At 51.7% G+C, this 15,984-nt stretch carries 12 protein-coding genes and 2 pseudogenes; 10 read left to right on the top strand and 4 right to left on the bottom strand.

The genetic code is table 11. From position 1 onward, the window contains the following. Window positions 1-153 precede the first annotated feature (153 nt). From zorA to C2U40_RS14220, 4 genes are read left to right on the top strand one after another with little or no spacing between them, the layout of a single operon-like run. Window positions 154-2,214, top strand: a complete 2,061-nt coding sequence (gene zorA, locus C2U40_RS14235; RefSeq protein ID WP_043129789.1) for an anti-phage ZorAB system protein ZorA — start codon at window positions 154-156, stop codon at window positions 2,212-2,214. Beyond that, window positions 2,214-2,981, top strand: a complete 768-nt coding sequence (locus C2U40_RS14230; RefSeq protein WP_024941047.1) for an OmpA/MotB family protein — start codon at window positions 2,214-2,216, stop codon at window positions 2,979-2,981. Before zorA ends, C2U40_RS14230 begins: the two co-directional genes overlap by 1 nt. Further along, complete coding sequence (locus tag C2U40_RS14225) at window positions 2,978-5,038, top strand: EH signature domain-containing protein (protein WP_043129793.1); 2,061 nt, start codon at window positions 2,978-2,980, stop codon at window positions 5,036-5,038. The genes C2U40_RS14230 and C2U40_RS14225 overlap by 4 nt, the downstream gene beginning before the upstream one ends. Then, window positions 5,039-8,098, top strand: a complete 3,060-nt coding sequence (locus C2U40_RS14220; protein ID WP_043129796.1) for a DEAD/DEAH box helicase — start codon at window positions 5,039-5,041, stop codon at window positions 8,096-8,098. 62 nt (window positions 8,099-8,160) lie between these two features. Here C2U40_RS14220 and C2U40_RS27005 read toward each other — a convergent pair. The 4 genes and pseudogenes from C2U40_RS27005 to C2U40_RS14200 all read right to left on the bottom strand — a co-directional run. Beyond that, window positions 8,161-8,232, bottom strand: a pseudogene (locus C2U40_RS27005) (hypothetical protein); the annotation flags it as partial. 88 nt (window positions 8,233-8,320) lie between these two features. After that, a pseudogene (locus C2U40_RS14215) lies at window positions 8,321-8,533 on the bottom strand (JAB domain-containing protein); the annotation flags it as partial. Window positions 8,534-8,806: 273 nt separating this feature from the next. Continuing rightward, the gene (locus C2U40_RS14205) at window positions 8,807-9,787 is read right to left on the bottom strand and encodes an IS5-like element ISKpn26 family transposase (RefSeq protein ID WP_103828956.1); all 981 of its coding nucleotides are present in this window, start codon (window positions 9,785-9,787) and stop codon (window positions 8,807-8,809) included. Window positions 9,788-10,083: 296 nt separating this feature from the next. Next, window positions 10,084-11,055, bottom strand: a complete 972-nt coding sequence (locus C2U40_RS14200) for an integron integrase (RefSeq protein WP_024941042.1) — start codon at window positions 11,053-11,055, stop codon at window positions 10,084-10,086. A 248-nt stretch (window positions 11,056-11,303) separates the two neighbouring features. Here C2U40_RS14200 and C2U40_RS26115 point away from each other — a divergent pair, with 248 nt between their 5' ends. From C2U40_RS26115 to C2U40_RS14175, 6 genes are all read left to right on the top strand, one after another. Then, window positions 11,304-12,077 carry a hypothetical protein gene (locus C2U40_RS26115; protein ID WP_146054379.1) on the top strand — a complete coding sequence of 258 codons (774 nt, stop codon included), beginning with the start codon at window positions 11,304-11,306 and terminating at the stop codon, window positions 12,075-12,077. A 76-nt stretch (window positions 12,078-12,153) separates the two neighbouring features. After that, entirely contained in the window at window positions 12,154-12,906 is a 753-nt protein-coding gene (locus C2U40_RS26545; RefSeq protein ID WP_043133635.1) for a GIY-YIG nuclease family protein, read from the top strand. Between the two features lie 91 nt (window positions 12,907-12,997). Beyond that, window positions 12,998-13,384, top strand: a complete 387-nt coding sequence (locus C2U40_RS14190) for a hypothetical protein (protein ID WP_103828957.1) — start codon at window positions 12,998-13,000, stop codon at window positions 13,382-13,384. Further along, a complete protein-coding gene (locus C2U40_RS14185) occupies window positions 13,381-13,758 on the top strand; it encodes a hypothetical protein (RefSeq protein WP_053288704.1) in 378 nt (125 codons plus the stop codon). The genes C2U40_RS14190 and C2U40_RS14185 overlap by 4 nt, the downstream gene beginning before the upstream one ends. A gap of 236 nt (window positions 13,759-13,994) precedes the next feature. After that, window positions 13,995-14,576: an endonuclease domain-containing protein gene (locus C2U40_RS14180; RefSeq protein ID WP_043133634.1), complete on the top strand. Its 582-nt coding sequence runs from the start codon at window positions 13,995-13,997 to the stop codon at window positions 14,574-14,576. A gap of 129 nt (window positions 14,577-14,705) precedes the next feature. Further along, the gene (locus C2U40_RS14175; RefSeq protein ID WP_050504459.1) at window positions 14,706-15,917 is read left to right on the top strand and encodes a hypothetical protein; all 1,212 of its coding nucleotides are present in this window, start codon (window positions 14,706-14,708) and stop codon (window positions 15,915-15,917) included. Window positions 15,918-15,984 lie beyond the last annotated feature (67 nt).

The raw sequence follows: 15,984 nt of genomic DNA, 5'->3' as shown, positions 1-15,984 counted from the left end.
TTGTGGTATGGTGCCGGCAAAACCAGATTGACGCGGCTCATCTGTTGAGCGGATTACTTTGTTTTTGTTCATTCGTTATCTCGACCTGGTCAAAACACTAGGTTAAAGACTGCCGGTTTTTTTCAAGAATCAGTTGAACATTTGGGATTAGACATGTGGGATTTACTTAAACACCTATGGCCTGACTTTAGCCAGATGCTGAATGGCACTACCAATGGGATCAGTGCGTGGTTCTGGTCATTCACATGCTTCATCTTTTTACTATCCCTGTTTTTTTTGATTAAGCACTACCTCAATTTCATTGAAAGAAACAAAGCATTGAGATCTTTGTTGGATGGGCAAAGTAGAGAAACATTGGCTTACTCTCGCCGTGAAATACTTCAGAGGGCTCAAAAGCTGAATGCCAACAATATTGGTCATCTCTGGCAGGAATTTGATGAAAGCCTTGTCTTATCTTCTGACAAGAAACAACTTTTCAACAGCATTGACGCGGAGCATTTTTTCAATGCAAAAACCTTGGCAACGGGCCTAACCGCCAGCCGTTTACTAGCAGCGACCCCCAGCTTTTTAGTGGCGATCGGGGTGCTCGGAACCTTTGTTGGATTAACCATTGGTCTAGAGGGGCTAGTGGGCAATACGGCAGAAATCGAGACCCTCAAGAGTGGTATCAATAAGCTCATCTCTGGCGCAGCAGTTGCATTTATGACCTCGGTCTGGGGGGTTGCTTTCAGTCTCCTGCTCAATCTGTGTGAAAAGCTGTTTGAACGCAAAGCGCTGAACGATATCCAAGACCTGCAAAACAGGATTGATTTCCTCTATCCAAGACTCCCTGCGGAACAATCTCTGGTGCATATCGCCGAGTACAGCAAAGAAAGTAAAGAAGCACTGCAGGAGCTGCACGAGCGGATCGGAGACCGACTGCAAGAAAGCATCAATGGCATGAGCGAAGCTATGCAAAATGCCCTCACTGACACACTTAATAATATCATGGGGCCGGCCATCCAAACCCTAGTTCATTCCACTAATCAACAATCAAGCCAGGTGATGGAAAACCTGGTAAGCAGCTTTATGGAGGGTATGAGCTCGGCAGGCAGAGTACAGGGTGAACAGCTCGAAAAAGTGGCCGCGGATGTCAATATCGCCGTCAGCAGCATGGGCGAACGTCTTGAACAGCTGTTTAGTAAATTAAGCTCTCAACAGACTAGCAGCCTGGATGCTCAGGATGAGCAGTCCAAACGTTTCCAGGAGCAGTTGCAACAACTGGCCAATTCGGCAGACGAACGACAAGGCCAGTTGGAGAGTCGATTTGGTAAGATGATGGGTGACTTGGCCCAGCAACATGAGCAACAGCAAACCACGTTACTGGAGCAGCAACAAAAAATGCTGGGCAGTCTGGGCACCGCGAGCCAACAGCAAATCGAGGCTATGACCTCGGCCGTACAGCAACAACAGAACACATTGCAGGATGCCGTTGGCAAACTGCTGGATAACTTAAGTCAACAAGGTGCTCAGGCGGATGTTCGCGAACAGATTCGTCAGGATAAATTCCAACAGCAGCTGACTGACGTAACACAACAGCAGCAAGCGTTGTTGACCGCCTTAGCCGACTCAGTGCAAGCCGGTCAACAACAAAGCCGCCAAATGGCGGAACAGCACCAGCAATTGCTGACTCGCTTGCAGCAAGTGACCGATTCCGCAGCCCAGAGCAGCAAGCATATGGACAGCAGTGCCAATCAGCTAGGCCTGCTCTCCACCAATGTCCGTTCTGCCGCCGATCTACTGGGGCAGCGCTTGGAACAAGTGACACAACAAATTGAGCAAGCCGGTAGCCAAAATGCTGCACTTACTGATCAACTCAAGCAACAAGCCGAAATGCTGGCCAGATTGCAAGATGGCTTGCTGATGGGAGCAGAACGTTTCGAACAGGCTGCCAGTGAGGCTCGCCATGGCTTTGTTGAGATGAAGCAAACGCAGCAACAATTCCTGACAGGGGTGAGAACCGAATTCAATGCCTTAGGCGAGACGTTGCGTTCCCAAGTTGAAGCCATCGAAAAACAGGCTGAACAGTGGCTGCAAAAATACGCCAGCGAAGTCAGCACCCAGGTTCATGAGCGTATGGATCAGTGGAACAAGGTTTCTCTGGAATATGCCACCAAGATGTATCACACGGCCGAAGCCATGAGCAGTGTGCTGGATGAGCTGGAGCAACGCTGATGCAATTTCGTAAAGCTCAAACCACCAACGTTGACGAAGAAAATCCCTACTGGATGTCCTTTTCCGACATCATGTCCGCCCTGCTCGTCATCTTTATTATGGCCTCGGTGATCCTGATCCTGCAGCTGATGGAGATCCAAAAAGAGCTGGAGCATAAACAAGCCAAGTTTGAAGAAGAGATTGTCGCGCTAAAACAAGCCGAGCAAGTACGCCGCACAATTCTTGACGAAGCAGTAGAGACCCTGCGCAAGCGCGGCATCAAGGTAGAGGTCAGCCAGAATCACACCGTCTTGAGCATTCCCAACGAACTGCTCGGCTTTGAAACTGGCGCCTTTGATATAAGTCCGACCTATCAATCTCGGGCCAGGGAAATAGGCGAAGTGCTTAACATGGTAATCTCTCGTGACAATCGAGTGGAGTTCCTAGATACCATCTTCATCGAAGGACATACCGACAACCGTCCCCTGCAGGGCTTTATGGGCAAGGGTAACTGGGGGCTGTCAACCTTCCGCGCCATTTCCCTCTGGCAGTTTTGGGAAAAATCACTCATCGGTGATGAACAACTATCCCGGCTGAAAAATAGAGATGGCCATCCCCTCTTTTCGGTCAGTGGCTATGGAGAAACACGGCCAGCGGTGTCTAATCAAGTGACGGAGACAGATTTTAAGCGTAATCGTCGCATCGACATTCGTTTTACCATCCGCAGACCAGACAGCGCACAGTACGAACAAGTGAAGGAACGGCTGCAGGAGGAACTTCAGCAATGAAGTTGCCCGAGGCCAAATCCATGGCAACCTCTTGGGGCCTACCCACGGTAAACGCCTGGACCGAACTCCAGACGAAGGCTTCCAGGATGGAAGGGACAGCAGGGCACAACGACGCCTTCAGCCAGATGCTGACCTTGCTGCGCAACATGGCCATATCAGGCCGGTTTGAGGCATTACCTGGATTGCTGAAGCGCCGACTCACTGCTCGTGCACTCAGTTGGTTTTGGCTTAGTGGCGACCAGTATGCCGAACGGCTGCTCAGCCCCCAACTCCTCTCCGCGCTGTTGCATGCCCAACAACCCAGGCTGACTCGAATAACACTTCAGCAACTGGTACAGCTCTACTTTCGCCAATTCGACTTGCTAGACCAACATGATGGCTTTCGTGCTCTGCTGGAACAGGCACTGCTGTCACAACTGGAGCAACTGCCAGAACCTCGTATTGCCACCCTGCGGCCGAACCCGCTCATTAGCCTAAAACAAGAAGGGCACAAACTCCTTGGACTGAACGGCCCACGTCAGCTCGCCGAACAGACGCTACAAGCAGGACGCGAGCTTGGTGCGACATTTAGCGAACTAGGCCTGCAAGGCCTAGATGATGGCCGCTATGGCGATATCTGTCGGGCTCACTTCTATCTCGAGACCTTGCGCACTTTGTCACTGGACGAATGGTCACCTGTGATGGATGAGCTACTTAAACCCTCGGTCAGCAAGGCTCCCTTTGAGGGGGACCGCTGTATCGGCCATGCCGCGCTGGAGATCCTGATCGACCGTACAGGCCAGGAGCCCAGCGATGCCTGGCAAACCTTCATCCTCAACCTGGCAGGCGATCCCCGCATATCCAGCGCCGCCACAAATTACCGTCAATGGTGGCAACCACTGGGCGAGGCACGGATTCAAAAGGTCAGAGGCTGGCTATCCAAAGAGGATCTTCGCCTCTTTTTGCAGGCCGTTGAGCAATATGGGATCCAGAGTCATAACGACGAATTACAGCGGATGTTTCCCGCCAGAAAGCTGTTTCTGGAGGGCTTGTTCAAACTCAAACTGATCCGTAATACCCGTCTGCTACTCGGTAACCGGGCCCAGCAAATCGTTAAAGGGATTTTGGGTAAGGAAGTAAAAACCAGCTTCGCTCCCATGGATGGGGCTATGAGCGATAAAGCGGTGATCTATCTGGACTGTGGCGATTTCTACCTGATTGAAGGTTCCCACAGTTTCAAAATTTGGGTCTATTTGGCGCCCCCAAGTGACATACTGACCACTTATGAGAAACGGATATTCAGCCACGCCGCACTGACATCCACCATTCCTGCTGGCTACCAAAAACGATATGGCAATCTTCCTCTCGCCAGCATCGTCCACACACCACACACTTGGCAGCACAAGGTCTTCACCTTCTTGGCAGACAACGGCATCGGTCTGGATATGGAGCAACTACTGAGCCGCCAGGACTACCAATACCAGCTTCGCCGCTTTGGCATCCCTGCAGTCAATCCCAAACGGACACCGGTGCCAACTCCCAGCCAGCCGACAGCCAAGTCATTTGTCGACACGATAACTCACCAGTCAGCTCTAACTAGTCTCAGTCCATCACCAGTAGATCAAGTCAGGGAGGCATCCCATCAGGCCAAGCTTTATGAAGAACCCCAGCAGCTCCCAGCGAATGCGTCACGTGCAGTGAACAAGTTATCAGCTGAGCAGCTTTCAAAGCTGAATGGCAGGTTCAAATACAAGAACAAACCCACTCCAGCAACACCCCATTCGGATGAAATAACCAGCGCTAACACTGTTGCGGAGCCTTCGCTCTCCGAACTCTGCCCCCGGGTTAGCCAGCTCAAACCGCTAGAGCTTAAGGTACTGCAATATTTTGCCAGCAATGCCGGTGACAGAGCTCGTCATGGCGCCAACGTCTTGGGCATGACAGTTCAAGAGATCAATCAACAGCTTTATGGGCCCCTTGGTACGCTCTGCTGGCAAAACAGCCAATATGGCTGGCACCTCACATCCGTAGCAGCCGCGGAATTAACCGCTTATGAAGAGCATCATAAAGGCCACTAAATGCGCTTAGTCGAATTCTTGCGATCTTTTATTGGCGACACGGACAGCGCCATCAACAACCAGTTAGGTTTTCACAGCCAACCTGACTCCAGCGGGTTGAATTTTTTCCTGCCAGCAAGTGAGCTCAAATCACTGCAAGTAGGACAGGGGAACACCCGGCAAAAGGTGCAACTCATCTGCCTCAACATGTTGGCCGAGCAGGGTGTGGCCGAGACCACTGCTAATGGTTTTCATATTGAGGCAGAAGACATCACTGGTATGGATGGCGAACAAGCCGAGATCCTGGACCTGCCGCCCCGCTTCCCCGGGCAATTTGTCTCCACGATTCACGGCCGAACCGGTAACAGCGGCTTTCGGGTAGCCATTACCGCCAGTATGCCTGAAGGGGAAACCCCCTTTACCCGCAAAGGGCCCTTTCTGTACTTGGGTAGCCAAGAATGCTATTGGCTGACGCCAGCAGAATTAATGGGACTGATGGCTTGGGAGCAACACGAGACCCTGACAGCCGAGCTGCGAGGCGAAACCGCTAACCTGCGACTGATGGCCGAGCTGCAAACGGCGGCACGAAGTGGTATGCGCATCGACCTTAGTCATTTTGAGCGCCTTGACGTAGTGGTGCCGGACAACATAGGTATCATAGCCACCCGCATGCCGGATGGTAGCCTGCAGCTTTGCCCCTGTCTGGGAGAGGGATCCACGCCAGATCAATTGCAGAAGCGATGGGCGCAGATAGATATGAGCGCTAATGGCGGCGTGTTGCGAATAGATAATCGCGTAGTACTGCTGGACGAACCCCGGTTGGCCGGGATCCGCAACGTACTGGCCAATACACGCATTCCTGCCGACAAGGTCAATGAGTTTATTGCCACCCCTACCGCTTTTTTGGATGCCGCCTTGGTTAATCTCGAGGTTGGTTTCTCCATTAGGGTCGCAGGTGTAGGCCGACTACAGTACATGGACTTTGGCGGGCTGGATACCAACCAAAACAATTGGTTTGCTCTTGACTCCCGTCCATCACCCCCGGAGGTACTCAGCGGACTTATTCAGTCGCCTGAGGAATTGCAACGTTTTGAAGATCTATTGCAAGCGGCACGAGCCCAAGGCGCCAGCACTCTGACTTTTGGTGAACAGACGATCGACATCACCAACGTCGATGTAGTGGAAAAACAAGTTACCGCCATCAAGCAACGTCTTGCCGGCCATTCTGGCCTCGACGATGAACCAGCAGATGAATCAGTCACACTTGAGACACCAGTAGACGAAGAAAAAGTCAAAGAGCGCGTTGCCGTCATTCTCAAGGAGGCGGATGCCATCCATACCACCTTGTTGAACAAGACCAATTTCGCCACCCTGCCAGCCTCACCTGACTGGTCACGCTATGCGCGCACGCCCTTCTCTCACCAGCAAGAAGGCATCGAATGGATGCTAAAACTGCTGAATGTGGCCTTGCATGAAGATCCCGAGGATCTCTACCGACTGCAAGGCGGCCTGCTGGCCGATGACATGGGGTTGGGCAAAACCTATATGACCTTGGTGACCATCGGTGAATACCTGCATCGTCAACGCAGCCTGGGCCAGGCAGAAAAGCCCATTCTGGTGGTGGCGCCACTGAGTCTGCTGGAGAACTGGGAAGATGAGGTCGCCAAGACCTATAACAGCGTGCCGTTTCGCGACCAGGTGGTGTTGCAAGCAGGTCGTGATCTAGGGAGGTTTCGGATCCGAGGTGCAGAAAGAGAGTCGGTACAGTTGGCCTCGCTGGCAGATGAAAGCGGCATGCTAGATGAACAAAGCATCCGCTATGCCCTGGCCATAGGCCCAGAGGCCGGGATCCATCGGCTGGACATGGACAGACGGCTAGTACTCACCACTTATCAAACCTTGCGGGACTACCAGTTTTCACTCTGCCGCATCGACTGGGGTATGGTGATCTTCGATGAAGCGCAAAACATCAAGAACCCCAATGCCTTACAGACCCGTGCAGCCAAAGGCCTCAAGGCTGACTTCAAGCTGCTGGCAACCGGAACCCCAGTGGAGAACAGCCTGGGAGATTTTTGGTGTTTGCTGGATACCGCCCAACCCGGGCTGCTCGGTAGCTGGCAACACTACCGGGACAGCTGGATAAAACCCATTCTGAATGCCGAAGAGCAAGAACGCGACCTGATCCGTATCCAAATCGGCGAGCAATTACGCCGCACCGTAGGTACCTTCATGTTACGCCGAGTCAAAGAGGAGCAGCTCAAGGGACTACCCAGCAAGACCATATGTAGTGGCGTACAGCAAGCAGATAGCCAGCTGCAACGCTATCACCCCGAATTGAGCCGCGTCATGAGCGGCTTACAGTTGCAGGCCTATGATGCCGTACTCGATGAGTATCGCAGTCGCCGGGCTAGTGACGAAAACATGCAAGGAGCGGCCCTGGCTGCACTCTCCCGGCTCAGAAGCATCTCATTGCATCCAAGGCTGGATGACGAAGCTGCGCTCTACAGTCAGGATGCCAAGCAGGCCCGTCAGTACATGCAGGAATCCGGCAAGCTCACCATTGTTCTGCAGCTACTGGAGCAGATCCGTAGCCAGAACGAAAAAGTCATTCTGTTTATGATGACCAAGCGGTTGCAGCGAGTACTCAAGCTCTGGCTGGATCAGATCTACGGCCTGGATATCGCCATCATCAATGGCGACACCAAGGCGGTGGCCAGTAAAGTCGAGGATCTGACGCGCAAGAAGCTGATCAGCCAGTTCGAGGCTCAAGCCGGTTTCAATGTGATAATCATGTCCCCTGTGGCTGCAGGGGTCGGTCTGACCGTGGTCAGTGCCAACCATGTGATCCACTTGGAGCGTCACTGGAACCCAGCCAAAGAGGCCCAGGCCTCAGACCGGGTCTACCGCATCGGCCAGCAAAAACCAGTGTTTATCCACTTGCCGACCCTGACTCACCCGCGATTTGATGCGTTCGATGTCCATCTGGATCGCCTGTTGCGCGGCAAGCTGATGCTGAAAGATGCAGTGGTCACCCCCGAAGCCGTCAGCGAAAGAGAAATGACAAGTGCCATGGGTCTGTAGTAATGGAGTGGGCCATCGCCATAGACGCCGCAGCGATCCAAAAATAGGGAGACCCTGTTTCGTTCGACAATTGCACGTGCGCCAAAACGTGGTTGAACTTGGGTGTGTAATCCCCAACTCCCTATGGTTCCCATTTTCTGTGTACTCCTAATGATGGTAAGTCGTAGTAGAGCTCACTGCTGACCATGCCTTCCTCCATGTGCTCCCTGACCGGCGTGGTAGTTACAAATTCCCTCGTTCTGCCAGCGACACCACACCCTCAGTACCGACGACCAGATGATCCAAAATCCGGATATCCACCAGTGCCAGGGCATTCTGTAGGCGCAGGGTGATCTCGATATCTGCCCGGCTGGGTTCCGGGTATCCCGACGGGTGGTTATGCACCAATATCAGGGCGGCAGCATTGTAGTGCAGTGCCCGCTTGACCACATCGCGGGCTCAGAGATCCCCTCATTTTTAGAGACTCAAATAATTCCAAGTGTGCGGGTATATAAGCGGTGTTGCTTCAGGTAGTAGATAAATTTATCCATCAACAAGACCGCATTGGCTTCTTTCATTTTAGGGAAGGTGCGAATAAGCGGGGAAATTCTTCTCGGCTGACTCAGTCATTTCATTTCTTCATGTTTGAGCCGATTTTTTCTCCCGTAAATGCCTTGAATCAGCCTATTTAGACCGTTTCTTCGCCATTTAAGGCGTTATTCCCAGTTTTTAGTGAGATCTCTCCCACTGACGTATCATCTGGTTCACCCGAAACAGGTTGGCCAGGGTGAATAACATCGCCAGTTGGTTATCGTTTTTCAGCAACCCCTTGTATCTGGCTTTCACGAAGCCGAACTGTCGCTTGATGATGCGAAACGGGTGCTCCACCTTGGCCCGGATGCTGGCTTTCATGTATTCGATGTTGATGGCCGTTTTGTTCTTGCGTGGATGCTGTTTCAAGGTTCTTACCTTGCTGGGGCGCTCGGCGATCAGCCAGTCCACATCCACCTCGGCCAGCTCCTCGCGCTGTGGCGCCCCTTGGTAGCCGGCATCGGCTGAGACAAATTGCTCCTCTCCATGCAGCAGATTACCCAGCTGATTGAGGTCATGCTCGTTGGCCGCGGTGGTGACTAGGCTGTGGGTCAGGCCACTCTTGGCATCGACACCAATGTGGGCCTTCATGCCAAAGTGCCACTGATTGCCTTTCTTGGTCTGATGCATCTGCGGATCGCGTTGCTGCTCTTTGTTCTTGGTCGAGCTGGGAGCCTCAATGATGGTGGCATCGACCAAGGTGCCTTGAGTCATCATGACGCCTGCTTCGGCCAGCCAGCGATTGATGGTCTTGAACAATTGGCGGGCCAGTTGATGCTGCTCCAGCAGGTGGCGGAAATTCATGATGGTGGTGCGGTCCGGCAAGGCGCTATCCAGGGATAACTGGGCAAACAGACGCATGGAGGCGATTTCGTACAGAGCATCTTCCATCGCGCCATCGCTCAGGTTGTACCAATGCTGCATGCAGTGAATGCGTAGCATGGTTTCCAGCGGATAGGGCCGTCGGCCATTGCCCGCCTTGGGATAAAACGGCTCGATGACAGCGGTCATATTCTGCCATGGCAGAATCTGCTCCATGCGGGAGAGGAAAATCTCTTTTCGGGTCTGACGGCGCTTAGTGCTGAATTCACTATCGGCGAAGGTGAGTTGATGGCTCATGATGTCCCTCTGGGATGCGCTCCGGATGAACATGATGATCTCATATCAGGAACTTGTTCGCACCTTCCCTGTCTATCGCACATTTTTGCAAATCCCGTCGATTATTTATTTCCATATGAAACTGAAATCCGTAGCATAGTTTGACGAAAAGAACAGGCCATCAGGATGAAAATGGCCCGGGTAACAAGCCACCACCTGAAACGGATGTCAGCCTCTAGGAGCTGTAACCTAAGGGCGGTAGCGTGCCTGCGTCAGGCCACTCGTTCTGAAAAACCGAGCGTCCCGCCCCCCAACCATTACAGATCAGACAAAGGGCTACGTACCCCATTGGCGCCGTTTTGCAGCACATGGGTATAAATTTGTGTGGTTCGAACATCAGAATGGCCCAGTTGCTCCTGCACGGTTCGAATATCCGCCCCCCGCGCCAGCAAATGGGTGGCAAAGGAATGGCGCAAGGTATGACAGGTGACCGGTTTTCCCAGCTGCAACTGACGCGCCGTGGCACGAACCGCTTTTTGCAGGGTGGTTGGATCCAGATGATGTCGACGCAAGGCCCCATCGACAGGATCGCGACTCAGATGGGATGCCGGAAACAGGTAGTGCCAACCCAGCTCTTTGCTGGCGGCCGGATACTTGCGCGCCAATGCCGTCGGCAAGGCCACCCCGGCATACGCGTCGTTTAAGCAGTCCGTCATATAAAAGCGCTGGACGTAGGCAATTTGCTCCCGCAGGGCCGGAATGAGTTCCGAGGCCAGAGTCACACGCCTGTGCTTGCCCCCTTTGCCATTCCAGACCATCAGGCAGAGGTAGTTGAAGTCGATATCCTGCACCCGCAGGCGCATCACCTCCATCAGCCTGAGTCCGCTGCCATACATCAGTTGCGCCAAGAGACGAAGATGAACTGGCATAGCCAGCAACAAGGCTCGGACTTCACTTTGCGTCAAAACAGTTGGCAGTTTGGGAGGGCGCTGGCTGCGCGTAAATTTCATCTCGAGCTGCAGAGGCCGTAACAAGACAGTGCGATACAAGAAGACCAGCGCATTCAACGCCTGGGCCTGAGTCTTGACAGCCACATGGCGCTCGGTGACCAGATAGGACAAAAATTGCTGAACCTCCGCCTCACCCAGCTCGACCGGATGCTTCATCCGGGAAAAACGGATAAATGCCTTGATCCAGTGCAGATAGGCTTCAACGGTTGCCATCGCGTAACGCAGCATCAACATCTGCTCATAGATGCTTGCCAAAAACGGCGAATGAGGCTTGCGCATGAGTCACCTCCACATGTATATATAAACAGTATATACACGAGCAAGTCCCATTGCTGACTATGAAGAAACTTTCCGCATTTTTGCATAATCTATGCGGTACAAAAACATTGCCAAAGCGGGCTTTATCCGGGATTTTCAAGCTTCCGGTACATAGTCTCACACCAGACTATGACGACCCGATCCACCCCAAAATCACGGATAGATTCCGTACAATAAATTGTTAGAGTGCAAATATGGATAGTGCCTACTTGAAAGTGAAACGTGCAGAAAAGCATTATGCGGAACTTGCACAAATGTTTAAAAAGAAAAAGCCGTTCGGTTATTTCTTAGAAACTAATTGCAAAACTGGTGAAAGAGCAACATTTGCAAAGCGAAACGAAGATGTTGCTAATGAAGCTACCGTAATAATTGGCGATATTCTCCATAATCTTAGAGCTGCTATTGATCATGCATATTGGAATTGTACTGAGAGGCATGCAAAATCTGATGGAGAAAGAAAAAGCATTCAATTTCCAATCACCTCTACAGAGACTGCCCTGAAAGACTCTGTTTTGACCGGTATACCTTCGAGAGTTTCGACAGATTTTGCTCACGCACTAGCGAGTTTAAAGCCATATAGAGATGGTGGGAATGCGCTTCTTTGTGCCATTCACGACTTGGATGTTATGGATAAACACAAGTTATTAGTCCCAACAGGTAACTTCACGAAAATTAGTAGCTCAATGATTCAAAAACTGGTTCCTGATTTTCCATCTGGTTTAATGAATTGTGGCTTTGGTAATAATTATCGCGATGTTGCTTGGCAAGTACAGCCAATGACTTGGACGCAGAGAAGAAAAGCCAAAGTGCCGCCGTCAAACATAATTGAGCAGGAATTAGATGTGCCCGTGGAAATTGTAATTGGTAACATAGACCCAACAAAACCAGCACTTCAAGTGCTACAAGAGTTAATAGCACTGGCGAAAAGTACAATACAAACCTTGTATTCTGCAGCAGGCATAAAAGTTGAAGAAGCACTCTAACAAGCCAATTAAACCGACCTCAATACGCTGCGCTCCTTTCGGCGGCTTATTGGGGCGTTAGCCTCCACGGACAGCCATGAACCGCCTACTTCAAATTGGATTCCAACCCGCCGGTCACTGGCTACTCGTCAACGGGAAGCTCAAGTTCGACCTCACGCGGCATGCCACACAAACGAACATCCTTTATGCTTTCGTCTGCGATGCGGAGGTCATGTACGTGGGGAAAACGGTTCGAACCCTCGCAGTCCGCATGTCGGGCTACAGGACGCCGACTAGAACACAAACGACCAACGTGAATAACAACCGCCGCATACTCGATTTGCTTGCGCGCGGAGCAGCTATCGAGATATTAGCGTTGCCCGACAACGGCCTCCTTCACTATGGAATGTTCCATCTCAATCTCGCCGCAGCGCTGGAGGACGACATCATTCGGAAGCTTAATCCTCCGTGGAACGGCGGAAAGCCTGAAAAGCCTCTTGAGCCCGAGACTGAGTCCGCGGAGTCGCTCCCAGAGCTGACACCAACCGCAACCGAGAGATTTCACTTCACGCTGCAGCCGACATACTTTCGTTCGGGCTTCTTCAATGTGGGTGTATCTTCACAGAAGCACATTGCCTCGGATGGAGAAACGATCGAGTTGTTCTTGGGAGATGCGGCACAGCCGGTTCTGGGCACCATAAACCGTAGAGCTAATAGCAACGGAACGCCGAGAATTATGGGTGGCACAGCGCTGCGCGACTGGTTTCAAGAGAGTGCAAGCGCAATGGACACAATCTCTGTGCAAGTCCTCTCTCCAGCATCCATTCGTCTCTCCGCAGGTGGCGGCTAACCCTTCCATCGAGCGGACGTGCCCCGGCAAGCCGGGTCGCGCCGCTCATGTCAAACGTTATGCATCATTGGCTCAATTACGCGAGGACTGAATGACTGAGCAATCAAAGGTTCAGGCTTACATAAACAATTTCCGGAGACGGCTGGCACCATTTCTTCGTCCAGGAATTGGCCTAGATTGCAACGTCTATCCCGCAGTTGATGGTGGCGCGGTCTTGGTCTTTCGAATCGGGCCAAACGTCGAAAACGACGACAAGTATCATCCGGCATACCCGTCTCTCGGGCGCGCGCTATCTCAGATTGAACAGCGTGCGTTTGGTGGAAATCTCGACGGCTTCACTTTCGGAGGTACGAACGTAATCCTTGAGCAAGATCGCATCATCTTTATCAAGGAAGGTTCTAGCCAAGAGTGGTCCGATACGGCAGCCGAGAAAGACGTGGCATCAGTGCTTGCTCCCCATAGAAGGGGGCAAAAATGAAGCTCGGGCCAATTGAAGGTACAAAGGAAGAAATTACCGGGTTCTTCCAGGACAACGGCTTGAAGGCCAGCGACTATTTCCAAATACCAGAGGCTCCGATTGGAACGTTATGGCTCGTCGTTCCAGCTTTTTGTGTTGTCGCGTCCCTTGGTGCTCTGACATTGCTGGAGTCTCTGAAGCAAGGCCATCAGACATTCATATTTCTCATCGGCTGCACGGCCATTGTATGGTTGGCAACGGTGGTTCAGCTACGTTTTAAGCACGCATGGGCAACGGGCATTGTAGTCATTGGTGGCTTGCTACTTATGCTCGTGGCGTTGGGTGCTATTTCACCAACCCAAATGCTTAACGAAGTGAAGTCGCTACGAAAATGATGCATAACCCTTCAGTCGAGCGGACCTGCGCAAAAACCGCGCAGGCCGCTCACTTCCACGTTAGGCCATAGCAGAATTCTTTTCGAGGCAATCTTCCACTGACCGAAAGTCGAAGACGGCCTGTGGATATGGTCCTGTTTCGACCCATTGCGACCATTGGAGTTCCGGTTTATTTTACCTGCTTACCGGCGCTGAAGTTATAGGTGAGACTTTTCTAAAGATTCAAGAGTGATTTTATGACTTATTCCCAGCGCGGCCTTTTGGCCGCTGTATTGATAGTCATTGGTTTTTTCTTCTGGCCACTGCTCGTGGTGGGCGGTCTAATTGCCTGGTCGGTCTACAGCGACATTCGAGATGAGCCGGAACGAAAGAGGCAGGAGGCGGAAATCGCCGCCCGCCTCAACGAACCGGTTACCGTTGAAGACATGCGCTTCACTTGCGAGTCTCCTGCGGAAGAAGCATTCTTCGATACCATGGTCTCAGCGTACAAGATGACGACGGGACCAGGTTGCATCGCTGGTAAAGGTGTCAAGTTGCGTACCCAGATCGGGCTTGGCAGACTGCACATCGGACGGGGCTCTGCATGGAGTCAATTCCGGGGAGACTTTCTAGTCGACGAGAAACTCGTGGTCGAAATCGATGGGGAAACCTGGCACGGCAGCCCCGAAGCCAAGGCCAGGGACGCCGCACGCGACGAGGTAATTCGCGCTGAGGGCTACACGGTCTTGCGCATTCCAGCAAACGTTGTTTTTAGCTCGCCTACCGAGACAGTGAGACGGGTCGAGGAGGCTCGCCACCGACTGCGCGCCACAGCTTGATACGGAAAATGAATGCGCGAGGCTGGGCAGGCCGCTGGCATCAATTGCCGGGGGCCTAACAATTCATTCAAGCCGACGCCACTTCGTGGCGCGGCTTAATTCAGGCGTTAGGCTGCACAGGTGAATGGCATGACGGCACAAGTTCATGAGGGGTTGATACTGGATGGGGTTAAAACGTCAATGGCGTTCTGTCCACCGTTGCCTAAAGACAACCCAAGACTAATCGAACTCAATGGAAATCAAGGATTAAGCACTGCGTGTTGGCGCGGCTATCGGGGGTCATGGGAAATAAAGGGTGGAAAGTTTTTCCTTACGGGAATCAGCGGAAAGTACCAGCTCAGCGACGGCCCATCGATTTTTGCCAACTGGTTTACCGGAACAATTAAAATCCCTGCAGGGGATATTCTTAAATATGTGCATGGTGGATTTTCCACCGTTTATGAACAAGAAATTCATATTACGATCCAAGAGGGAATCGTCAAAAAAAATATAACGGTAGACAACCGCCCTCCGTCACCGAAAGCGACTAATGTCGACTATGGTGTAGTTAATAGGTATTTTCCGGATAAAGGTTTTGGATTTGTTCGCGGCTTACTGCTCGGAAACAATTCGGAAATCTTCTTCCACATCAAAACCATAAAAAAAACAGATCCGCAATTGGCAGAGTCGCTTTCCCGCGACCTATTTGGCGAAAAACTCCATTTTTGGTTTGATACGGAAACAACCTCAAAGGGAATACAGATTTGCACCGTTTTTTCGCCTAGACAAATCAGGCAAGGGGCAGCTTCCGATACCAGCCATCTTATCGATAGGATTGAATCTTATTGGCGAAATTTGGGACGCCAAAAGCCTTCATGGCTTGACGACGTAACCTCTGACCTTCTTGGTCAAGATCGTACCAATGAGCTTAACCTAGAGCGTAGGCACCTTGAATCTGAGGAACAAAAGAAACGTGAACTAGAACGCAAAGAACTTGAGGCGAAAACAGAAATCGAGCGAGAGAGGAGACAGCGACAGCATGATGCAGAGAGAGCACAAGAGCAGCTCGAAGAGGACGAATTTCAGAATTTGGTAGCTGAAATGATGAAATTTGGATTTACGCACAGCAGCCAAGTTTCAAATTATATTGTCTCCAATCGCCTTGGCTACAAATATAAAAACATCTCTGGAATCCTGCAAATGGAGCTTGATGGAACAACTTGGAACTTCAAGGGCGGATTCCCGCCAAAGATATACGCCAGATTGTGCGATGAGTTGGGTTTATCAAATAACGGAACGAGGGCAAGGGCAGTCGCGTTTGAGTCGTTCGGTAACATCGAAGAGCGATCCAACAGGAAGTAGGTGTCACAATCAGCGCCTAACCAATCATTCAAGCCGACGCCGCTTCGCGGCGCGGCTTAATTCAGGC

The sequence above is a fragment of the Aeromonas sp. ASNIH4 genome (genome assembly GCF_002934425.1).
Taxonomy (GTDB): domain Bacteria; phylum Pseudomonadota; class Gammaproteobacteria; order Enterobacterales; family Aeromonadaceae; genus Aeromonas; species Aeromonas hydrophila.
The sequence above is the reverse complement of the archived record's forward strand: the minus strand, read 5'-3'. Positions and strand labels throughout refer to the sequence as shown.